Here is a 20,764-nt window from a genome sequence, read left to right on the forward strand (position 1 = left end):
CGCATGCCGAAGATCGCCGTGATCGGCACGGGCGGCACGTTCGCGATGCAGGCGCGCGGGCCGTTCGACTGGATCGAATATTCCGAAAGCGGCGTGGTGCATCCGATCGGCACGCTGCTTGCGACGCTCGGCGAACTCGCGCCCGACGTCGAGTTGGTGCCGGTGACGTTTCGCAGTCTAGGCAGCGTGGCGATTCAGCCCGCGGACTGGCTCGAACTCGCGCGTCTGATCCGCCGCACGGCGCTCGCCGATCCGTCCATTACGGGCTTTATCGTCACGCACGGCACGGCCACGCTCGAAGAGACGGCGTGGTTTCTGCAACTCGCGCTCGATATCGCGCAGCCCGTGATCGTGACGGGCGCGCAGCGTCCCGCGAACACCGCGGGCAGCGACGTGCTCGCGAATCTGCGCGGTGCGATCGCGGCGTCGCGCGACCCGCGCAGCGCCGAACACGGCGTGCTCGTGGCGATGGACGGGTGGCTGTTCTCGCCGCGCGACGTCACCAAGGCCGCGAGCTTCGAGTTGAACGCGTTCGAAGCGCCGGGCTATGGGCCGCTTGCCCGCATCGAGCCCGACGCTCGCATCAGTTGGCGGCGCGGCGCGGCCGGAACGCGCCGCGCCGGCGCTACGGCATGGTTTTCGCGCGCGCTGCTCGAATCGGACGCGCCGTGCGCGTTGCCGCGCGTGGATATCGCAATCTCCTACGCGGGCGCGGACGGCGCCGCCATCGACGCGCTGGTGGCGGCGGGCAGCGCGGGCATCGTCAGCGCGGGACTCGTGCCGGGCCGGCCCGCGGCGGGCGAGGCGGCGGCGTACCGCAAGGCCGTGGAGGCGGGCGTGGTGGTCGTGCAGTCGAGCCGTGCGCCGCGCGGCGTGGTGCCGCCGCAAGCATTTCTCGCACGCGACGGCGTGATCGCGGGCGGCGATCTCGCGCCGCATAAGCTGCGCATCGCGCTGATGCTCGCGCTCACGTCGGGCGACGCCCAGTGCGCCGACCGAGCGCAGCGGCGCGCGCACATTCAAACCGTCCTGCTGGGATTGTGAACGTCACGGCACGCAAAGAGGAGCTTCGACTCATGCAGTTCTCGTATCTCGTTACCTGGGTGCATCCGGACCCGGCGGCGCGCATCGCCGTTGCCGACCTCGAACGCATCGCCGCCATCGTCGACACGACGCCGGCGCTGCGCCGCTCGCGCCTGTATACGCCCGAATCCGCCGACGATTACTACACGCAGGACGGTCCGTCGCCGATCTTCGCGATGCAGCTCGACTACGGCACGGTGTTCGATCTCGAAGCGCCGATTGCGGCGGGCGGCCATCTGGAGGCGCTGGCCACCGCGCCTTTGCCGAGTCTCGCCGGGTGCCGCGTGGAGCAGCAGGCGATGCTGCGCCGTCCGTTCCCGGTGGCCGACGCCGATGCGCGCGTGCCCGCCGGCGCGCTGCCTTGCCAGTTTCACGTGCATTATCCCGGCCGCGCGCTCGACTTCGACGCGTGGATCAACTACTACCTCACGCATCATCCGCAGATCATGTTCGACTTTCCGGGCGTGCGCGAGATCGAGATTTTCACGCGCATCGACTGGCTCGACGCCATGCCGTGGAGCCGCGTGCATTACATGCAGCGCAACAAGCTCATGTTCGACAGCGCGCAGGCGATTACCGAGGCGATGCACTCGCCGGTGCGTCACGCCATGCGTCAGGACTTCGAAGCGTTTCCGCCGTTCGAGGGCAGCAACATCCATCATCCGATGGCGGCGCGCACGAAGCTGTTCGCCTAGCGCGAAACCCGGAGAGCGCTTTTAAGGGAGCGAGGCATGAGCATCGGATTCGGCCATCTCGCGCGCATCGGTCATCTGTATCCGTCGGGCGGCCTGTGCGACTTCGAGATTCAGGCAATGGCGCCCGAAGGGGTGCAGTTCGTCACGACGCGTCTGCCGTTTCGCGACACGTCCATCGCATCGGACCGCACGTTGATCGACGATATCGAAGCCCACGCGCAACTGCTCGCCGACGCCAAAGTCGATCTGATCGCGACGAATTGCACGGCGGCGGGCGTCGTGAACGGCCCGGATGCGATCAACGTCCGGGTGAAAGCCGCGACGAACATCGCGGCGGTCACGACAATCGAAGCCGTGCTGGCGGCGTGCGAGGCGTTGGGCGTGAAGAAGCTGGGACTCGTGACGGCCTACGGCGAGCATGTCGTGGCGGCGGAGCGCACGTTCTTGGCGCAGCACGGCTTGAAGGTCGAAGCCGAGGCGAGTCGTGCATGCCGCACGCCGTTCGAGCAGGGTACGTTGCCGCCCGAAGTGTGGTTCGACATTGCCACGCGCTTGCCGCGCGAATTCGACGCCGTGCTGATCAGTTGCGCGGGCATCCGCGTGAGCGGCGTGATCGCGGCCATCGAAAAGGAAGTGGGGCGCCCCGTGATTGCGAGCAACGCCGCGTTGCTCTGGCACTGCCTCCGAAAACTGGAGTTGCGCGTGCGGTCGCCGGGCTACGGCGTTTTACTCGACGGATGAGGAAGGCGTCGAGTTGATACGCGCCCCGAGTGTGGATGGCGATGTGCGGGCGCGTCGCCTCTAACCTGAATCGCGGCAGCCAGAGAACCCCGCTTCGCTTCGATAGCGCTTTTCGATAGCGCCGCATCGTCACGAGCACGAGCGTCCGTGCCGATGCTCAGTTGCGGCATAGCACGCACGGCGGCGAGGTAGGTGTCGGGCGAAGGCCCCAGATGATTGCGGCGCGGCGCAACGCGTTCGCCGCGGCGGCCGCTTGCGATTGCTTCGACTATGGCCGCATGCTCGTCGCGCGCCGGCGAAAGACGGTATCGTTCGCCGACGTGTAGAAGCGCGCACCGTGTACTTTCTGCGCCGAATTTGCGCCGAATTACGGATCGCTTCAGCCAGAGAGGGATTGCCGCACGCCGAAACGAGGCCGTTGTGGAACGCCCCGCGTGAGTCAAGTTCCCGGCCGCGTACCGGACAAGCGGCGAAGCGTTACCCTATCGCGATACGATTCCCTGCGCCCGCGCGCTCGTGGCAGCGGCGTGGGGGCATTGCGTGCGGTTCCGACTGGCCGCACGTCGCGAACTGGCGCACCATGTGGGGCAACGGCTGGACACACTCGCGCTTTGAGTGCCCGATGACGCGACGCGGAACGCGATCCCCACGACGAATGCACACGCGCTACGCCGCTATGCGCTTTGCCGCTTTGCCGCTTTGCCGCTTTGCCGCTTTGCCGCTTTGTCGCTTTGCCGCTTTGTCGTGTCGTGTCGTTTCGCGCTCCGGGGCGCTCCGAACTCCGAACCTCTTTCGTACGGAAGGCGATCCATGGCTGACAAAACCGAACGACGCCGCGACTGCGCAGTCGACGCTTCCTCCGCCGATAAGACCGGCCTGCGCCGCGGCCTCACCCACTACGGCGACAACGGCTTTTCGTTATTCCTGCGCAAGGCGTTCATCAAGGGCGCGGGCTATACGGACGGCGCGCTCGACCGCCCCGTGGTGGGTATCGTCAACACCGGCAGCGCCTACAATCCGTGCCACGGAAACGCGCCGCAGCTCATCGAGGCCCTCAAGCGCGGCGTGATGCTAGCGGGCGGCCTGCCGATGGATTTCCCGACGATCTCGATTCACGAGAGCTTCGCCGCGCCGACGAGCATGTATCTGCGCAACCTCATGTCGATGGACACCGAGGAAATGCTGCGCGCTCAGCCGATGGACGCGGTCGTGCTCATCGGCGGCTGCGACAAGACGGTGCCCGCGCAGCTCATGGGCGCGGCCTCGGCCGGTCTGCCCGCGATCCAGCTCATCACGGGGTCGATGTTGACGGGCTCGCACCGCTCGGAGCGTGTCGGCGCATGCACCGATTGCCGCCGCTACTGGGGACGCTTTCGCGCCGAGGAGATCGACGCCGCCGAAATCGACGACGTGAACAACCAGCTCGTCGCGAGCGTGGGCACCTGCTCGGTGATGGGCACCGCGAGCACGATGGCCTGCATCGCCGAAGCACTGGGAATGACGGTGCCGGGCGGCGCGTCGCCGCCCGCCGTGACCGCCGACCGCATGCGCGTGGCCGAGCGCACCGGCGAACAGGCGGTGCGCATTGCGCGCGATCGCCTCACCATCGACAGGATTCTCACGCCCGAGGCATTCGAAAACGCCATGCGCGTGTTGCTCGCCATCGGCGGCTCGACCAACGGCATCATCCATCTGGCGGCGATCGCGGGCCGCTGCGGCCTCGATATCGACCTCAAGGCGCTCGACCGCATGGGACGCGGAACGCCCGTGCTCGTCGACCTGAAGCCTTCCGGGCAGCACTACATGGAAGATTTTCACCATGCGGGCGGCATGGCGACATTGCTGCGCGAGCTGAGGCCATTGCTGAAGCTGAACGCGCTGACCGTGACGGGCCGCACGCTCGGCGAGGAAATCGAACGCGCGGGCGAGCGCTTTGCTCAAGATGTGGTGCGGCCGTTCGATCAGCCCATCTATCCGCAAGGCGGCATCGCCGTGCTCGAAGGCAATCTCGCGCCGGCCGGCGCGATCATCAAGCAGTCGGCGGCGAACCCGCAGCTCATGGAGCATACGGGGCGCGCGGTGGTGTTCGAAAACATGGAGGACATGGCCGAGCGCATCGACCGCGACGATCTCGACGTGAACGCCGACGATATTCTCGTGCTCAAGAACATCGGCCCGAAAGGCGCGCCCGGCATGCCGGAGGCGGGCTACATTCCCATTCCGCGCAAGCTCGCGCGGGCGGGCGTCAAGGACATCGTGCGCATTTCGGACGGCCGCATGAGCGGCACGGCGTTCGGCACCATCGTGCTGCACGTCACGCCCGAAGCGGCCATCGGCGGCCCGCTCGCCTACGTGGAAACCGGGGACCGCATTCGCCTGAGCGTCGAACAGCGCGCGCTCGAACTGCTTGTGTCCGCTGACGAACTGGCGCGCCGCGCCGCGGCCCGCCCGGTCACGATACCGGCGGCGGGACGCGGATACCGCAAGCTGTTCCTCGAAACGGTCATGCAGGCCGATAAAGGTGTCGATTTCGACTTTCTTCGGGCAGAGGAGCGGCGCGGGACGGTCCCGAATTCCGACGCTTAAGGCGTTGCGTGGCGCGAGCTACCCCGGCGCTGCGCGTGGCGCGCATGACACGAATGGCGCGAATGACGCGCATGACGCGAATGGCGCGAATGGCGCGAATGGCGCGAATGGCGCGCACGATGGCCGCGTTTTCTTCCACGACGTCGGGGAGCCGCGCCTCGCGCTTGAGCCCTTCCACGCGCGCTTCAGCCGTCAGCCAGCGCCCCGAGCGTCTCCCGCACCCAACGGTGGCCCGCGTGCGCATGACTGCGCTCGTGCCACAGCATGCTCACCGCGAAACCCGCCACCGGCACCGGGCATTCGACGATCCGCAACGTCTCCTGTTGATCGCGCACGAGCCGCCACGGCACCAACGCCACGAGATTTGAACGCGCCACCATATTCGGCACGAACAGGAATGAAGTCGCGGAGAGCACCACGTTGCGTCGCAGGCCGAGCGTCGTCAACGCGCCGTCGACGGGCGTCGTGAAGTCCCCGCCGCGCAGCGACACGATGACATGTTCGAGCTGCGCGAACTGCGCAGCCGTGAGCTTGCGGCGCAGCTTGGGATGATCGCGGCGGCCGATCAACACGTAGCGCTCGTCGAACAGGTGGCGGCTGCGCAGGCCGGGCGGGGCATCGCCGGGCGTCATCAGGGCGAGATCGACCTCGCCGTGGGCCATGTGCGTGCCCAGACGCGGCATGTCCAGGGTGCGCAGCGCGATTCGCACGCCGGGCGCGTGTTGCCGCAATTGCAGCACGAGCGGCTGAACGAGCGCGGCCTGAAGATAGTCGGTGCAGGCGATCGCCACCGTAAGCGGCGTTCGCGCGGGATCGAATCGACCATGCCGGGACACGGTGCCGCGCACCTGGTCGAGCGCGTCGCGCAACGGCGCCAGAAGCGAGTCGGCGAGCGCCGTGGTGGTCATGCCGCGTTGCGCGGGAATCAGCAAAGCGTCGCCGAACAGGTCTCGCAGGCGTGCCAGTTGGGCGCTCACCGCCGGCTGGCTCAGGTGCAGCCGGCGGGCGGCGCGCGTCACGTTCTTTTCCACCAGCAGGGCTTCGAGCGTGACGAGCAGATTCAGGTCGAGTCGTTTGGTATCCATGGATTGGATAGCAGGCAATAAAAACGATGATTTCACTCTATAGCAGCTTTTGCCCACACTAGGCGTGTCGGCGCGTGTCGAGCGCCTTTATGGAGAAGCTTCATGTCGTGGTCGGATTCCTTGCCCCTCGTCACGGTCGCTGGCGCTTCCAGCAAGCAGGGCCGCAGCGTGGCGCGCGCGCTGCTGGATAGCGGCCGCTATCGCGTGCGCGCGCTTACGCGCAGCGCGGACAGCGCGCCAATCCGCGCGTTGGCGCAGCGCGGCGCCGAGATTGTCGTCGCGCCATTGGAGGCTGGCCGTCAGGCCGAACTCGTCGCGGCGATGCGCGGCTCGCAGGGCGCTTTTCTGATGACGCCGCCCATCGCCCCGGTGCCGCCGCCGGGCCAACCGGAACTGGCGCTGGGAATGGAACTGGCCGATGCGGCGTGCGCCGCCGGTGTGGAGCATATCGTCTGGAGCAGCCTCGAAAACGTCGAAGCTCGCACGGGCGGCACGTTGTGGGTGCCGCACTTCACCGAAAAGGCGCGGGTGGAGGATTACCTGCGCACGCTGCCGCTGCGCACTTCCTTCGTTCAGCTCGCTTTCTTCTACAGCAACTTTCTCGAATACTACGTGCCGCGGCCAGAGCCGGACGGCAGCCTCAGTTTCGCCGTTTATCTGCCTCCCGATGCGCCCATGCCGTTTGTCGATCCGCTGACCGCAACCGGTCCGGCCGTGCTGGCGCAGTTTGACGCGCCAGAGACTTACTCGGGCCGAACCTTGCCGGTGATCGGAGAGATCCTGACGCCGCGCGAGATCGTCGAGACCTTCGTGCGCGTGAGCGGCCGAAGGGCGCACTATGCCTCGGCTTATACGCGGGAAGAACTGCTCGATCACTTCCCCGCATTCGCCGCCGACGAGTGGCTGGTGCAGGAACTGGTGGGAATGGTCACCTACGCGGTCGAATACGGGTACTACGCGCCGGAACGAGACCTGGCATGGAGCCGGCAAAACGACCCGAGCGCCCTGACGTGGGAAGGTTTCCTCCGGCGCAACGGCTGGCGCGGAGAGCGCGCCGGCTTCGGGCTCGCGGCGGGCGAATGAGCGGGAGTGGACGTAGCCGGTACGGCTTGCTGCTTTTGAAAGACGAAGGCCGTGGGGTCGCGCCTTGCATCGGGGCTGGCGCCCGTTTTGATACGCGCGATCTCGCAGCGCCTGCGAGCAGCGTCTTCCACGAAGATCGCCAAAAAAACGACGTCGACTGTAACCCGCCCGGCGCGCCGAACGAATAAGCAAGGAACGATGCGAAGAGATTTCGCTGCCGGTTGCGCCGTCGCGCCGCCAAGCCCTGCGCGCGCGGCCGTCGTCGCCGGGCGTGCCGCATCGCGTTCAGGCGTAATGCGCTTATTCGAGGTTCGTCATGCTTGCACGCTCCCTTGCTGTCGCGCTGCTTCTGCCGCTCTTTTTCGCCGCACCGGCCGCGGCGCGGGCACGGCCTGTCGTCGTCGAGCTGTTCACGTCGGAAGGCTGTTCTTCGTGCCCTCCGGCTGACGCCTATTTGTCGGAACTCGCGCATGACGGCCCGGAGGTGTTTCCGCTCGCGTTTCACGTCACGTATTGGGACAGCCTCGGCTGGAAGGACCCGTGGTCGCTGGAGGCGGCGACGCAGCGGCAGGCCGCCTATGCCGCCCGTTTTCGCGAGTTTTCCTACACGCCCGAAATGGTGATCGACGGGCGCCAGGCGCTGGTCGGTTCGGATCGCCGCGCGGTCGGGGCGGCGATCGCGGCGGCGCGCGACGCGGATCGGACCCATGTGGAGGTGAGCGGCGCGCGCGCGGGCACGACGCTTTCGGTCAAGGTGGGCGCGGGCGCCGGCAGGGGAACGGTTCTGCTGATCGGATACGACCCGGGGCATGTGACAAAGGTCGGGCGCGGCGAGAATGCCGGCCGCGCGCTCGGCGAATCCAATATCGTGCGGTCGATCGAACCGATCGGCGAATGGCGGGGCGCGCCGTTGACGCTCGAATCAACGCTGCCCGCCGGTGAACGGGCCGCCGTCCTGATCCAGTCGCCGGATGGCGCGATTGTCGGCGCGGCGCGGGTGGACGATGGCGCGCGCTGAGCGTGCGTTTGCAACGTCGAGTCCGTTGGCCGCGTAACGGCGCGCAACCCGCGCGTCCGTTGCGGTGCGCATTGGCGACGTATCCAGCTTGAATCAGCGGAAAGCGCGAGGGTTGGCGGGAATGTCGGCGTGCTCGCGTAGCTAATCGTCGCATCGGCGTGGCATCGGCGCGGCATCGGCCTGATGCTGCTCAAGGACGCGCGCTCGACGGACGCGCAGGCGAGGTCGCTGCGCGACTTTCCGTGCTTCGAAAAAAGCCCCGGAGGCAGGTCGGTAGTTCGCCGGAGCGTGCGCTTCGGTGACAGCGCAGTTTGCGCGATCTGCCATTTTCCATGCGCGTCGCACGAAGGGCGCGTTGGCGTCGCGCGCATCAGATCGAAACTTCTTTCGATGGTTCGAGCTGCGCGAGCGCCGGGGCGACAGTGCCTTGCAGCAACGCTTTTTGTGGACGAACCCGGGCCAGAACGCGTACGCCCATCAGAACGCCCAGCAAATGCCGCGAGAAAACCTCGGCGGTTTGTGCGCGCGAAATGGTGCCGTCGGCTTGACCGGCACGCAGACGCCCGAGGAAAAAGCGCTCGATACGGCCGAGCACGCCGGCGATGATCTTCTGGAACTCCGCATCGTGCGGCGCGACCTCCAGCGCGGAGTTCACGAGCATGCAGCCCTTGTGCTGGCGGTCGTGCAAGGAGCGGTGCAGGATCTCGTCGAAGAACGCGTGAATGGCTTCGAGGGGCGGCAGCGCTTCGCAGCGGCGGATGCGCTTGCCGATACTTTCGTTCACGTAGCGGTCGAGCGCCGCCTGGAAGAGGCCGCGCTTGTCGCCGTAAGCGTTGTAAAGGCTGGCGGCGGTGAGCCCCGTTCTTGCCGAGAGGTCTTTCACCGACGTCGCTTCGTAGCCGAATTGCCAGAAGCATTGCATCGTTGCGTCCAGCACGGCCTCTTCGTCGAATTCCCTGGGTCTCGCCATTTTCTGTCACCTGTTCCGTCGTCGCGCAATGCGCTTGCCAGTTTTACGGCAATGGGCGATTATAGAATGGCTGTTCTAAAACGAGAAGACGCGGCATGCGTCGACGGTTTCCTTCGAGGGTTTCCTTTCACCACTGAGATACCGCCATGATTCGCTTTTATTTTCATCCAACGCCGAACCCGGCCAAGGTCGCGCTTTTTCTCGAGGAGACGGGACTGCCCTACGAGATGATCCCGGTCGATACGAGCAAGGGAGAGCAGCACCGGCCGGAATTCCGCGCCGTCAATCCCAATGGCAAGGTGCCGGCCATCGTCGACACGGAAGCGCCGGGCGGCAAGGCGGCGCGCGTGTTCGATTCCACGGCTATTCTGCTTTATCTCGCGGAAAAGACCGGCAAGCTGCTCGGCGCGCCGGAAGATAAACCCGAACTGCTTTCGTGGCTCCTGTTTCTCGCATCGGGCCTCGGTCCCTTTTCGGGGCAGGCGGTGCATTTTCAGTTCGCCGCGCCCGAAGGGCTCGGTTATGCGGTGAACCGTTACCGGCGCGAAGCGGAGCGCCACTACCAGGTTCTGAACGATCATCTGGAAGGGCGGGACTACCTCGTTGGCGAGACGTACACCATTGCGGATATCTCGGCCTGGGGTTGGCTCGACCGCGCCTCGCGGGTGCTTAGGGGTACGGAAGATCCGCTGGGAGCTTTTCCGAACCTCAAGCGGCTGTTCGAAACGATTGATGCGCGGCCGGCGGCGGCGCGTGCGAGGGCGCTCGCCGCGCAGCACGAGTTCAAGAAGGTCAACGACGAGGAAACCCGGCGCGCGCTGTTTCCGTCCAACTATCCCCCGGCTGCATGAGCGCGGGCCACATGAACCTGGAGACGAGCATGGCGGACTCTGACGACTATCTTCCCCCCAGAATCTGGGCCTGGAACAAGCCCAGCGGCGGCGCTTTCGCGAACATCAATCGGCCCGTCGCCGGGGCGACGCACGAGAAGACCTTGCCGGTCGGCCGTCACCCGTTGCAGCTTTATTCGCTGGGCACGCCGAACGGCGTGAAGGTCACGATCCTGCTCGAGGAGCTGCTTGCGGCCGGACATGCCGGCGCGGAATATGACGCGTGGCTGATCCGTATCGGCGAAGGGGATCAGTTCGGCAGCGGCTTCGTGGACATCAATCCGAACTCCAAGATTCCGGCGCTGCTCGATCGCAGCGGCCCCGAGCCGGTTCGCGTGTTCGAATCGGGCTCGATCCTGCTGTATCTGTCCGAAAAGTTCGGCGCCTTCCTTCCTCGCGAGGCCCCAGCGCGTACCGAGGCGTTGAACTGGCTGTTCTGGCAGATGGGCAGCGCGCCGTATCTGGGCGGCGGCTTCGGCCATTTCTACGCCTATGCGCCCGCGAAGATCGAATACGCGATCGATCGCTTCACGATGGAGGTGAAGCGCCAGCTCGACGTGCTCGATCGCCGGCTCGCCCACCACGAATACCTTGCCGGCGACGCCTACACCATTGCCGACATGGCCGTGTTTCCCTGGTACGGCGGGCTCGTCAAGGGCTGGCTGTACGGCGCGGCGGAATTCCTCTCGGTGCAGGACTACCGCCACGTTCAACGCTGGGCCGACAGGCTGCTCGCACGGCCGGCGGTGCGCCGGGGGCGCATGGTCAACAGAACGAGCGGCGAGCTGTCGGAACAGCTTCGCGAGCGGCACGACGCCCGCGATTTCGAAACCTCGACGCAAGACAAGCTGGAAGGGAAGCGTTGAGGTTCGCAAGCCTGCGCGGTTTCACGATGGCGGGCATTACCGGCTCGGCGCAGCCGGTTGACGTCGTTTATCCACGGCGTACTCGCAAGGCTTCTTTCCAAATCTACGGACTACGAACTATCTCGTGGGGCTTTCGGCATGCGCGTCCGTAACCGGACTATCCGTTCCGCCCGCTAGACCACAACAGTCCTGTGCCTTGAGCGTCCCTCCGCCTTCGGAGGCGCGCTCTCTTGGCGCTTTGCCGCAAGAACGGCAGGAAAGCGCACAGCACCCAAACTAAATAGCGATGCGGATCGGCAGGCAAGCCGATCGCCTCGCCGCGTCACCAGCGCTTTCAGGACTCGCCTCGTCCTCCGGGTTTGCCGCCGATTCTTCTTCGCGCGCCCGCAAAGCAATCCCTGCCACGGCCGCGTGTCGCAGATGCTCTCCCGCAACGCACGTTCCGGGGATCAAGACCACGTTGGGGCAGAGCGCGCGGGGCTGATCGGACGGCCGCTGCCGCGCTTCTCCTGAGCCTTCCGGCGCGGCCCGGAGCCTCGGTGAATTCCCGGTTTCCGCTCCAGAACGCGCGCCATTATTTATCGCCGCAGACGATCAATCCTCGTTATTTCCTTGTTTGTCATAAAAAAATCAGTCGCATAACATCGTTTCGACTGACCCAACGTACAGCGGAGGAATTTGTGAGTTCGACGATGAAGGTCATGGCCCTTCAGGAGCATGGCGGGGTTGACAAGCTTAAGCACGACACCTGGGCCGTCCCGCTTCCGACCGCCAATCAGGCGTTGGTCGAGGTAGCCGCCTGCGGGCTGAACTACATGGACGTCTTTGTCATGCACGGCATGCCGGACGTCAAAACGCAGATGCCGCGCATTCCGGGCGGCGATATCGCAGGCGTGGTCCGGCAAGTGGGCGCGGACGTCTCGAAGGAGTGGATCGGCAAGCGGGTGGTGCTGTTTCCTCGCTTTCCCGAGGGCGGCGTGCTTGGCGAAAACGGCAATGGCGGCCTCTGTGAATTCATTGCGGCGGACCAGCGGCAATTGATCGAAATCCCGGACGGCGTCAGTTTCGACGACGCGGCCGCGCTGCCCATTGCCTACGGCACGGCGCACCGCATGCTGTTCACGCGCGGCAAGCTCAAGGCCGGCGAGAAGATCCTCATTCTCGGCGCCAGCGGCGGGGTTGGCGTGGCCTGCCTCCAGTTCGCGAAACTCACGGGCGCCGAGGTTTTCGTGTGTACGAGCACCGAAGAAAAGGCGCGCAAGCTGCGCGAGCTGGGCGCCGATCACACGATCAACTATTCGGAGAACCCGGACTTCTCCAAAGCCGTCTGGGCGGCGAGCGGCAAGAAAGGTGTGGACGTCGCGGTCAATTTCACCGGCGGCGACACGTGGATTCCAACCCAGCGCTGCATGGCAACGGGCGGCCGGATTCTCACCTGCGGCTCGACGATCGGGCACATCAGCGAAATCGACGTGCGTTACGTCTGGCATCGGGAAGTGGACATCATCGGCTCGCGTGCCTACGTGCCCGACGACATTCGCGCCTGTCTCGACTTCGTCGCCTCGGGCAAGCTGCAACCCGTGATCGAATCGAAGTTCCCGCTGGAGCAGGCCGGCGAGGGTATCCGCCTGCTCGAAGATCGACGCATTTTTGGAAAGGTGATTGTCAAGCCATGAGTCAGGTTCTGAAAAATCTGGGCAGCATCGGCGACGAATACCGCAACGAGGCCCGGCCCGCCATCATCGACCTGTGGGACAGCGAGAATCCGCGCGAGGTCGACTATCCGACGTTTCACGCCTCGTGCGATGCGATCGCACGCGGGTTCGTCGCGCGCGGGTTCGTGAAGGGCGACCGCGTCGGCATCTTTTGCTCGAACCGTCTCGAGTTTCTGGAGACGTTCTATGGCGCGATGCGCGCGGGCGTTATTCCGGTGCCGATGGGCATTTTGCTGCCGAAGGATACGATCGAATGGATCGTGAACGACGCGGCGCTCAAGCTGGTGTTCTGCGACGCGGAGCTGAGCGCGAAGCTGCCCGGCGACACGCCGCGCATCGTCGTCGACAGTGCGGACTATGCGGCGTTCAAGGAGCCGGGACCGTTCGAGGCCATCGTGCCTCAGGGCGATGACGTGGCTTTCCAGCCGTACACGTCGGGATCGACCGGCCGGCCCAAAGGCGTGGTGCTGTCGCACCGCGCGCACGTCTGGGTTGCCGAGACGATTTCGCGTGACCGCGGCTTTAGCCGCGAGGACCGCATGATCGTCGCCGCGCCGCTTTACCACAAGCATGCGATGAACGCGATCAAGTCGGTGTTCGTCGGCGGCTCGACGGTCGTGCTGATGAAGAAGTTCGAGCCGCGCGCGTATCTGGAAGCGGTAAGCCGTTACAAGGTGTCGGTTCTCTCGGGCGTGCCGACCATCTTCGCGATGATCCTCCAGCAGCGCGATCTGCTCGAAGGCAAGGACTTCTCGTTTGTGCGGCTCGCGACGATGGGCGGTGCGCCGGCGTCGGACGAACTGATCGACGCGGTGGCCAAGCTGTTGCCGAACGCGGAGATCATCTGCATTTTCGGCATTACGGAGACGAGCGCCGCATTGTTCGGCTCGCATCCGCGCAAGCTTTCCCGTCCCCGTCACTCGATCGGCTATCCGATCTCGGGCAACGAGTTCCGGCTCGTGGGCGGCCCCGACGAGAGCTTCGGAGTGTTGCACGTGCGCGGGCCTGGCATGATGAACGGCTATCACAACAATCCGGCGGAGATGGAGCGCCGGTTGAAGGACGGCTGGTTCAACACGGGCGACGTGCTGCGACGCGACGCCGACGGCTGGTACTACTTCATCGGCCGCTCGGACGACATGTTCGTGTGCAGCGGAAACAACATCTATCCGGCCGAAGTCGAGCTGATGCTCGAACGTCATCCCGACATCGACCAGGCGGTGGTGGTGCCCGTGCCCGACGAGGTCAAGCACCAGATTCCCTATGCGTACGTGGTGAAGCGCAAAGGATCGACGCTCACGGAGAAGGACGTGAAGGACCACGCGCTGAAGAACGCGCCGCCGTATCAGTACCCGCGCCGGGTGATTTTCGTCGAGCAGTTGTTGCTCAACGGCGTGGGCAAGATCGACCGCAAGACGATCACGGCGCAGGCGCTCGAATTCAGCCGGGCCGAACCCGAGGCGCAATCCGGCGCCGTGGCCGTGGCACGCGCGGAGAGAGCATGACACTCGAAGAGGCTCAGGCGCTGGTCTCGCGCGGTCCCTATCTGCGCTGGCTCGGCCTTCAGGTGCTGGAACTGGGACCGGACACCATTACGGCGAAGGCGATCTGGCGCGAGGAATGGGTGGCCAATCCCGTGCTCGGCCAGACGCACGGCGGCATTCTCGCGGCGCTGATCGATTTTGCCGCCGACTTCGCCCTGCTCGGCAGCATCGGGCATCCGGTGCCGACGATCGACATGCGCGTCGATTACCACCGCTTGACGAAACAATGCGACCTCGTGGTGAAAGGGCGCGTGATCAAGCTGGGCAAGCAATTTTCGGTGTGCGAGGCTGAGGTTTTCGACGACAGCCGGCGCATCGTCGCCAGTGGCCGCGGTGCCTACGTCACCGCGCCGAAAGGGGGCTGATGCACGGGCAGGGAGCCGGCTCGCGCTGGACCGGCTCCTTCCTCCCACCCTATCGAGGTAATCCATGTCAGAGAGCGGGGACAGACGTTTCGTGACGGAGTACACGCGCGACTATTACGGCGGCGCGTTGATGTTGCTGATCGGCCTCGGCGCAGTCGTGCAGGGAATGCAGTACGGCGTCGGCACGGTGACGCACATGCAAAGCGGCTTTTTTCCGGTCGCACTGGGCTGCGTCCTTGCGCTCCTCGGGCTGGTCATCGCGGCCGGCGCAAGGAAAAACGCGGCCGGGCCGCAAGAGGAGGTGCTCCCGCCCGAGTGGCGCGGATGGATCTGCATCACGCTGGGCATCCTGGCGTTCCTCGTTCTGGGGCGTTACGGCGGGCTGGTGCCCGCGACTTTCGCGATCGTCTTTGTTTCCGCGCTGGGCGACCGCGACAACACCGTGCGCTCCGCATTCCTGCTCGCGATCGCGATCTGCGCGATCGCGGTCGTGTTGTTCTGGTGGGCGCTGAAACTTCCGTTCCCGTTATTCAGCTGGGGCTAAACCGATGGCTTTGCAATCTCTGACTGACCTGTGGCATGGGTTCGGCGTCGCATTCGAATGGCACAATTTCATGTGGTCGTTCTTTGGCGTCGTGATCGGCAACCTGATCGGGGTGTTGCCGGGCATGGGACCGTTGTCGGCGATTTCCCTTCTGCTGCCGCTGACCTATTCGATGCATCCGGTCGCCGCCATCCTGATGCTGGCCGGGGTGTTCTACGGTTCTCAATACGGCGGCGCGATCGGTGCGATCCTGCTGAATCTGCCGTGCCATCCGCCCCACGCCGTCACCTGTCTCGACGGTTACCCGATGACGCGCAAGGGGCGCGGCGGCGCGGCGCTCGGCATCACCATGATGTCGTCGTTCTTCGCGGCCTCGGTGGGCATCGTGGTCATGATCTTTCTGTCGCCGCTTCTGGTGCGGCTCGCGTTCAGCTTCGGTCCGAGCGAGCTGTTCTCCATCATGCTGCTCGGCCTGCTGGCCGGCGGCACCATGTCCACCGGCTCGCCGGTCAAGGGTGTCGCCATGACCGTGCTGGGGCTCTTGATCGGCGCGGCGGGTATCGACATCAATTCCGGGACGATCCGGTTTACCTTCGGGTTTCCGGAGCTGGCCGACGGCATTCAGCTCGTGGCACTGGCGCTGGGACTGTTCGGCGTGGCGGAGTTCCTGCGCAACGTGAACCGCATGCACGTCGTGGGGTCCGGCATGAAGGTGCGGCTGCGCGACATGCGGCCGACGCGCCGCGAGATGAAGCAGGCGTTGTGGCCCATGATGCGCGGAACGGCGGTGGGCACGGTTTTCGGTGCGATGCCGGGCACGGGGCCGACGATCACCACGTTCATTGCCTACGCGCTGGAGAAGCGGATTTCGAAGTCGCCCGAGCGGTTCGGCACGGGCGCGCTCGAAGGCGTGGCCGCCCCCGAGGCGTCGTCGCATTCGAAAACCCAGGTGGACTTCATTCCGACGATGAGCCTCGGCATTCCGGGCGATCCCATCATGGCCCTGCTGCTGGGCGCGCTCCTCATTCATGGGGTGCAGCCCGGCCCGCTGCTCATCAGCCGGCACGCCGACATTTTCTGGGGACTCGTGGCCAGCTTCTGGATCGGCAACGTGCTGCTCGTGCTGCTGAACGTGCCGCTGATCCAGATATGGGTCAAGGTGCTTCAGGTGCCCTACCGGTTTCTTTATCCCACGGCGCTTCTCTTTATCGCGGTGGGCGTGTATTCCACCAACAACAGCCTGTTCGAGGTTGGCGAGGTGCTTCTCTTCGGCCTCTTGGGCGCGGTGCTGCTCGCACTGAAGTTCCCGGTTGCGCCGATTCTTCTCGGATATGTTCTCGGGCCGATGCTGGAAGAAAATTTCCGCAGGGCGCTTCTGCTTTCTCACGGCCAGCTTTCCGTTTTCGTGTTGCATCCCGTGAGCGCGGGCTTTCTTGCCGCGAGCGCCATTCTCGTGCTTGCGCAGATGTATTTCGCGGCTTTCGGGCGAAGCCGGCGCAAGCGCGGCCCGTCGACGCCGGCATCGACACCTGCATCGTCGCCGGCATCGACGCCGGCATCGACACCGGCATCGGCACCCGCGCAGGCCGAAAATCCTGCCGAGCGCGAGGGCAACCGCTTTCTGAACGCGCGGTAATGCGGGGCACGGTCGAGCATGATTTCTTTTTAGCAGACGGGCACAGCCGCGAAGCGGCATGGCGAGAATGAATGGCCTGCAACGTCGCGTGGTGCGACTGCATTCCGTGTAGATAAAACAAGAGGCATCGAGCATGAAGAAGATACAACTGACACTGGCCGTTGGCGATTACGAGATCACGCGCCCGCTCAGGGACGGCACAGTACAGGCCGAAGGCATCGACTTGACGGTGCTAACCGGGATGGACTCGATTACCCGGCACTGGCGCTTTCTGCGCAACAACGAGTTCGACGCCGCGGAGATTTCCGCCTCGTCCTATATCGTTTCGCGCGACCGCGATCTGCCGTTCCGCGCGATTCCGGTATTTCCCCACCGTCGTTTCCGGCATGGGTTCATCTACATCAACCGTAACAAAGGCATCGAAAAACCGGCTGACCTGATCGGCAAGAAGATCGGCGTGAAGGCGTACCAGGTCACTGCCGTGCTGTGGCTGCGCGGGATGCTCGAGCACGAGTACGGGGTGCCGCACCGGTCGATCGACTGGTATTCGGACCTGGACGAAGACCTGGATTTCCGGCCGCCCGAAGGCGTGAGACTCACGCGCGTGCGCGATGACCAGTCCGTCGAGACGATGCTGGCCGAAGGCGAACTCGACGCCTTGCTGCACCCGGATATCATCGAGCCGATCGTGAGAAAGGACCCGCGCGTGGGACGGCTCTTCGAAAATCCGAAGGCCGCCGAGATCGAGTATTACGAGCGCACCGGAATCTTTCCGATCATGCATTTCGTCGGACTGAAGCAGGAAGTGGTGGAGCGGCATCCGTGGGTGCCCCGCAGCCTTGCCAAGGCTTTCGAGCAGGCCAAGGCCATCGGGATGAAGCGCATGCGCAATCCTCGCGTCGCGCCGCTCGCCTGGTATCAGGAAGCGCTCGAGGAACAGGATGCGCTGCTCGGCGACGACCCCTGGGAATATGGCCTGAGCGCCGCGAACGTGAAAAACATCGAGACGCTGATGGGCTATTCACACGAACAGGGGCTGATCCGGCGAATGATCGCGATGAACGAACTGTTCCTCGATCTCTCGGAAGGAACGAAGCGGGGCACTTTCCGCACCTGATTGTCTGCTTGATTGTCCGTACCTGAGTTCGTACCTTGCCCGGAGCTGTCGGTTCAGTCGCGGATCGACAGCTCTGTTCATTTGAAAAAGCATAGGGCTGATTGCCACGCGGGCGCTTCGCGGCGCACAGCTTCAACGATCTCCCGCCTGCCGCCTGGCGCACCGTCCGCCGTGCCGTGGAGAAAGAGACGGCGCGATTCATCTATCGGTAAAAGATAACAATAAGCGGATATTAGTTGTGTTTATTTTTCGCCGATTGTCGAACCTATAATCGACCCGTAGTTGCCGTCCCGCAGATGAATTGTGCGAGTTCAACGGAGTTATCGAGTCAATCGTTCGCGCATTTAAATAAGTACAACGAATTAATTAATTCGCGGAAATCCAGTCTTTCGCGCCGGGAAATCCGCAGGTGAATACGGGAAAGGAGAGTAACGGATGAAAAAGCGTGTTCTTGCCATTGCCGCGCTGGGCAGTGCCGCGGCTATGCCGGTGTATGCCCAAAGCACGGTGACGTTATATGGCGTCATTGACGAAGGCCTTCAGTTCAATACGAACAACAAGAATGTGGTCGGTGGCCGCAATGTCGGAGGCCGGTTGTGGAATCTCGATTCGCTCGCCGGTCCTTCGGGCAGCCGCTGGGGCATGAAGGGGGCGGAAGACCTGGGCGGTGGCCTGAAAGCGGTGTTCACGCTCGAGTCCGGCATCAACCTCAATTCCGGAAGCTTCGGGCAGGGCGGCACGGCTTTCGGCCGCCAGGCGTTCGTGGGGCTGAGCAGCCAGCAGTTGGGTAGCGTGCTGCTCGGCCGCCAGTACGACAGCGTGAACGACTACATCGGTTACATGACTTTTGGTCTTGCCGGTTATGGCAGCGGGCTCGCGCACCCCGGCGACCTCGACAACACCACGCACGAGTCCCGCGCGAACAATACGATCAAGTACATCTCGCCGAACTTCGGCGGCCTGACGTTCGGCGGGACGGTGACGCTGGGCGGGGTCGCGGGTGCCGTGTCGCGGAACAGCGGGTTTTCCGGCGGTGTCGGATACCGTGCAGGCCCGGTTTCGCTTGGCGTCGTGTACGAGCTATTCAAGAATCCTTCGAATGCCGGGGCCATCCTGAACGGCAACGCGAATGCCGTCGCGCCGGCGACCACCACGGCGTTCGGCTCCCTGAATTCGGGCTATCTGAGCGGCGCCAATCCGGCAACCTCGTGGCAGGTCATCGGCGCGGCGGGTTCGTACAACTTCGGCGCGGTCACGGTCGCCGGCGCGTGGACCAACGTTCGCTACGGCAACATCGGGCGCTACAACGGCGCAACGGCGACCTTCAACGACGCCGAAGTCAACGGAATGTATCAGCTCAATCCGGCGGTCTTTTTCTCGCTTGCGTACAACTATCTGAAGGGTAATGCGGTGCGCGGGGATATCGGCGATCAGACGTATCACCAGCTTTCCGCGATGGCCGACTACACGGTATCCAAGCGAACCGACGTCTATCTGACCGCGACCTATCAGATCGCGAGCGGCACGAACTCCACGGGTGCGCCCGCGGTTGCCGACATCTCGCTCGTCGGCGACTCGTCCAATAACCATCAGGCGCTTTTCCGCCTTGGCATGCGGCATCGCTTCTAGGATACGTTCGCGGCGCGGCGGCGCGGCGGCGCGAGTCGTGCATTGCCGTCGAGCGACGTCGCGTTGCCGCGTCCGGTCGACCGCCGGCCTGCGGGTTCTACGTTCCCGCGCAGGACGAACAGCAGCCGAAATGCTGGAGCACCCCATGGACAACGCCGATCACGATGTACTGCACGCCGCCGCAACATGGGCGCGCGGAGCGCACCGCGTGCTGCTGGTGACGGTGGTCAGAACGTGGGGATCGTCGCCGCGCCCGCCGGGGTCGATGCTTGCCATCCGCGACGATGGCCTCGTGGTGGGTTCGGTTTCAGGCGGCTGCATCGAAGACGATCTGATCGCCGGGGTACGCTCGCAAGGCATCCGGAACCCACGCCCGGCACTCGTCACCTATGGCGTGACGGCCGAAGAGGCGCATCGCTTTGGACTGCCGTGCGGCGGCACGATGGAACTCGTGCTCGAACCGCTCGGCCCCCGCAGTTTGCTCGATGCGTTGTGCGAAGCGCTGCAACGCGGTGAACTCGTTGCGCGCGCACTCGATATGGTTACGGGCAACGTTCGTCTGGAGCCTGCGGGAGCGGCTGACGAACTGCGGTTCGACGGCGCAAGCCTCGTGACCGTGCTCGGTCCCCGGCACCGCATGCTCGTGATAGGCGCGGGGCAGTTGTCGCGCTACCTTTGCGAGATCGCGACGGGTCTGGGTTATGCGGTCACGGTCTGCGATCCACGGGAGGAATACGTGGAGGCGTGGCCCATATCGCACGTCAAGCTCGTGCAGAGCATGCCCGACGATGCCGTCGTCGATATGCGTCTGGACGCGAGGTCCGCGGTCGTTGCTCTGACACACGATCCGAAGCTGGACGATCTCGCCTTGATGGAGGCACTGCGCTCACCCGCTTTCTATGTGGGCGCGCTCGGCTCGCGCCGCAACAACGCCCTGCGTCGTGAAAGACTGAAGCTTTTCGATCTCGACGATCGGCAGATCGCACGTCTGAGAGGGCCTGCCGGAATCTATATCGGCAGCCGCACGCCGCCCGAAATTGCGTTGTCGATTCTTGCGGAAGTGACGGCCGAAAAAAACGGCGTGCGGATTGCGGATGTCCGGCGTGTAAGCGGTGCGAAGTCGGCAATCGCGGCGGCGGCGCAAACCAGCGTCTGCGCCTGATTGCCCGCGTTTCAGCCGGAGTCCCGCACGAGGCT

Annotated in this window: 18 protein-coding genes; 16 read left to right on the forward strand and 2 right to left on the reverse strand. The window is 64.7% G+C overall.

Annotated features, from left to right (window positions below; all coding sequences use genetic code 11):
* Nucleotides 1-3 precede the first annotated feature (3 nt).
* The 4 genes from U5805_RS04710 to U5805_RS04725 all read left to right on the forward strand — a co-directional run bounded on the left by U5805_RS04710 (nucleotide 4) and on the right by U5805_RS04725 (nucleotide 5,105).
* Nucleotides 4-1,044 carry an asparaginase gene (locus U5805_RS04710; protein WP_322102276.1) on the forward strand — a complete coding sequence of 347 codons (1,041 nt, stop codon included), beginning with the start codon at nucleotides 4-6 and terminating at the stop codon, nucleotides 1,042-1,044.
* Nucleotides 1,045-1,076: 32 nt separating this feature from the next.
* The gene (locus U5805_RS04715) at nucleotides 1,077-1,778 is read left to right on the forward strand and encodes a hypothetical protein (RefSeq protein ID WP_322102277.1); all 702 of its coding nucleotides are present in this window, start codon (nucleotides 1,077-1,079) and stop codon (nucleotides 1,776-1,778) included.
* Between the two features lie 36 nt (nucleotides 1,779-1,814).
* A complete protein-coding gene (locus U5805_RS04720) occupies nucleotides 1,815-2,519 on the forward strand; it encodes an aspartate/glutamate racemase family protein (protein ID WP_322102278.1) in 705 nt (234 codons plus the stop codon).
* Between the two features lie 810 nt (nucleotides 2,520-3,329).
* The gene (locus U5805_RS04725; protein ID WP_322102279.1) at nucleotides 3,330-5,105 is read left to right on the forward strand and encodes an IlvD/Edd family dehydratase; all 1,776 of its coding nucleotides are present in this window, start codon (nucleotides 3,330-3,332) and stop codon (nucleotides 5,103-5,105) included.
* Nucleotides 5,106-5,290: 185 nt separating this feature from the next.
* Here U5805_RS04725 and U5805_RS04730 read toward each other — a convergent pair whose 3' ends face one another.
* A complete protein-coding gene (locus tag U5805_RS04730) occupies nucleotides 5,291-6,190 on the reverse strand; it encodes a LysR family transcriptional regulator (RefSeq protein WP_322102280.1) in 900 nt (299 codons plus the stop codon).
* Nucleotides 6,191-6,292: 102 nt separating this feature from the next.
* Between U5805_RS04730 and U5805_RS04735 the strand changes: the two genes are divergently transcribed.
* Together U5805_RS04735 and U5805_RS04740 are read left to right on the forward strand one after the other, a co-directional pair.
* Nucleotides 6,293-7,273, forward strand: a complete 981-nt coding sequence (locus U5805_RS04735) for an NmrA/HSCARG family protein (RefSeq protein ID WP_322102281.1) — start codon at nucleotides 6,293-6,295, stop codon at nucleotides 7,271-7,273.
* A 316-nt stretch (nucleotides 7,274-7,589) separates the two neighbouring features.
* Entirely contained in the window at nucleotides 7,590-8,291 is a 702-nt protein-coding gene (locus U5805_RS04740) for a DUF1223 domain-containing protein (RefSeq protein WP_322102282.1), read from the forward strand.
* 370 nt (nucleotides 8,292-8,661) lie between these two features.
* Here U5805_RS04740 and U5805_RS04745 read toward each other — a convergent pair whose 3' ends face one another.
* Nucleotides 8,662-9,261 carry a TetR/AcrR family transcriptional regulator gene (locus tag U5805_RS04745; protein ID WP_322102283.1) on the reverse strand — a complete coding sequence of 200 codons (600 nt, stop codon included), beginning with the start codon at nucleotides 9,259-9,261 and terminating at the stop codon, nucleotides 8,662-8,664.
* Between the two features lie 146 nt (nucleotides 9,262-9,407).
* Between U5805_RS04745 and U5805_RS04750 the strand changes: the two genes are divergently transcribed.
* From U5805_RS04750 to U5805_RS04795, 10 genes are all read left to right on the forward strand, one after another.
* Nucleotides 9,408-10,112, forward strand: coding sequence for a glutathione S-transferase family protein (locus tag U5805_RS04750; RefSeq protein ID WP_322102284.1), 705 nt, complete (start codon nucleotides 9,408-9,410; stop codon nucleotides 10,110-10,112).
* 29 nt (nucleotides 10,113-10,141) lie between these two features.
* Nucleotides 10,142-11,017 (forward strand): glutathione-dependent disulfide-bond oxidoreductase, encoded by an 876-nt coding sequence (yghU, locus tag U5805_RS04755; protein WP_322102360.1) that lies wholly within the window; start codon nucleotides 10,142-10,144, stop codon nucleotides 11,015-11,017.
* Between the two features lie 359 nt (nucleotides 11,018-11,376).
* Nucleotides 11,377-12,693, forward strand: coding sequence for a quinone oxidoreductase family protein (locus U5805_RS04760; protein ID WP_322102285.1), 1,317 nt, complete (start codon nucleotides 11,377-11,379; stop codon nucleotides 12,691-12,693).
* Complete coding sequence (locus tag U5805_RS04765; RefSeq protein ID WP_322102286.1) at nucleotides 12,690-14,237, forward strand: class I adenylate-forming enzyme family protein; 1,548 nt, start codon at nucleotides 12,690-12,692, stop codon at nucleotides 14,235-14,237. The genes U5805_RS04760 and U5805_RS04765 overlap by 4 nt, the downstream gene beginning before the upstream one ends.
* Complete coding sequence (locus U5805_RS04770; protein ID WP_322102287.1) at nucleotides 14,234-14,641, forward strand: PaaI family thioesterase; 408 nt, start codon at nucleotides 14,234-14,236, stop codon at nucleotides 14,639-14,641. Before U5805_RS04765 ends, U5805_RS04770 begins: the two co-directional genes overlap by 4 nt.
* A 64-nt stretch (nucleotides 14,642-14,705) precedes the next feature.
* On the forward strand, nucleotides 14,706-15,185 hold the full coding sequence (locus tag U5805_RS04775) for a tripartite tricarboxylate transporter TctB family protein (protein ID WP_322102288.1): 480 nt from the start codon (nucleotides 14,706-14,708) through the stop codon (nucleotides 15,183-15,185).
* 4 nt (nucleotides 15,186-15,189) lie between these two features.
* Nucleotides 15,190-16,821 carry a tripartite tricarboxylate transporter permease gene (locus tag U5805_RS04780; protein WP_322102289.1) on the forward strand — a complete coding sequence of 544 codons (1,632 nt, stop codon included), beginning with the start codon at nucleotides 15,190-15,192 and terminating at the stop codon, nucleotides 16,819-16,821.
* A 133-nt stretch (nucleotides 16,822-16,954) separates the two neighbouring features.
* Entirely contained in the window at nucleotides 16,955-17,938 is a 984-nt protein-coding gene (locus U5805_RS04785; protein WP_322102290.1) for an ABC transporter substrate-binding protein, read from the forward strand.
* A 435-nt stretch (nucleotides 17,939-18,373) separates the two neighbouring features.
* On the forward strand, nucleotides 18,374-19,567 hold the full coding sequence (locus tag U5805_RS04790) for a porin (RefSeq protein ID WP_322102291.1): 1,194 nt from the start codon (nucleotides 18,374-18,376) through the stop codon (nucleotides 19,565-19,567).
* Between the two features lie 145 nt (nucleotides 19,568-19,712).
* Nucleotides 19,713-20,729: an XdhC family protein gene (locus tag U5805_RS04795; RefSeq protein ID WP_322102292.1), complete on the forward strand. Its 1,017-nt coding sequence runs from the start codon at nucleotides 19,713-19,715 to the stop codon at nucleotides 20,727-20,729.
* The last annotated feature ends 35 nt before the right edge of the window (nucleotides 20,730-20,764 follow it).

The sequence above is a fragment of the Paraburkholderia sp. J41 genome (assembly GCF_905220235.1).
GTDB lineage: Bacteria > Pseudomonadota > Gammaproteobacteria > Burkholderiales > Burkholderiaceae > Paraburkholderia.

Bases quoted from the DNA above. Each gene is read 5' to 3' on its own strand.
- U5805_RS04795 (WP_322102292.1), top strand. From the start codon at position 19,713: ATGGACAACGCCGATCACGATGTACTGCACGCCGCCGCAACATGGGCG.
- U5805_RS04740 (WP_322102282.1), top strand. From the start codon at position 7,590: ATGCTTGCACGCTCCCTTGCTGTCGCGCTGCTTCTGCCGCTCTTTTTC.
- yghU (WP_322102360.1), top strand. From the start codon at position 10,142: ATGGCGGACTCTGACGACTATCTTCCCCCCAGAATCTGGGCCTGGAAC.
- U5805_RS04725 (WP_322102279.1), top strand. From the start codon at position 3,330: ATGGCTGACAAAACCGAACGACGCCGCGACTGCGCAGTCGACGCTTCC.
- U5805_RS04780 (WP_322102289.1), top strand. From the start codon at position 15,190: ATGGCTTTGCAATCTCTGACTGACCTGTGGCATGGGTTCGGCGTCGCA.
- U5805_RS04715 (WP_322102277.1), top strand. From the start codon at position 1,077: ATGCAGTTCTCGTATCTCGTTACCTGGGTGCATCCGGACCCGGCGGCG.
- U5805_RS04730 (WP_322102280.1), bottom strand. From the start codon at position 6,190: ATGGATACCAAACGACTCGACCTGAATCTGCTCGTCACGCTCGAAGCC.
- U5805_RS04735 (WP_322102281.1), top strand. From the start codon at position 6,293: ATGTCGTGGTCGGATTCCTTGCCCCTCGTCACGGTCGCTGGCGCTTCC.
- U5805_RS04790 (WP_322102291.1), top strand. From the start codon at position 18,374: ATGAAAAAGCGTGTTCTTGCCATTGCCGCGCTGGGCAGTGCCGCGGCT.
- U5805_RS04770 (WP_322102287.1), top strand. From the start codon at position 14,234: ATGACACTCGAAGAGGCTCAGGCGCTGGTCTCGCGCGGTCCCTATCTG.
- U5805_RS04750 (WP_322102284.1), top strand. From the start codon at position 9,408: ATGATTCGCTTTTATTTTCATCCAACGCCGAACCCGGCCAAGGTCGCG.
- U5805_RS04720 (WP_322102278.1), top strand. From the start codon at position 1,815: ATGAGCATCGGATTCGGCCATCTCGCGCGCATCGGTCATCTGTATCCG.
- U5805_RS04745 (WP_322102283.1), bottom strand. From the start codon at position 9,261: ATGGCGAGACCCAGGGAATTCGACGAAGAGGCCGTGCTGGACGCAACG.
- U5805_RS04775 (WP_322102288.1), top strand. From the start codon at position 14,706: ATGTCAGAGAGCGGGGACAGACGTTTCGTGACGGAGTACACGCGCGAC.
- U5805_RS04785 (WP_322102290.1), top strand. From the start codon at position 16,955: ATGAAGAAGATACAACTGACACTGGCCGTTGGCGATTACGAGATCACG.
- U5805_RS04710 (WP_322102276.1), top strand. From the start codon at position 4: ATGCCGAAGATCGCCGTGATCGGCACGGGCGGCACGTTCGCGATGCAG.
- U5805_RS04765 (WP_322102286.1), top strand. From the start codon at position 12,690: ATGAGTCAGGTTCTGAAAAATCTGGGCAGCATCGGCGACGAATACCGC.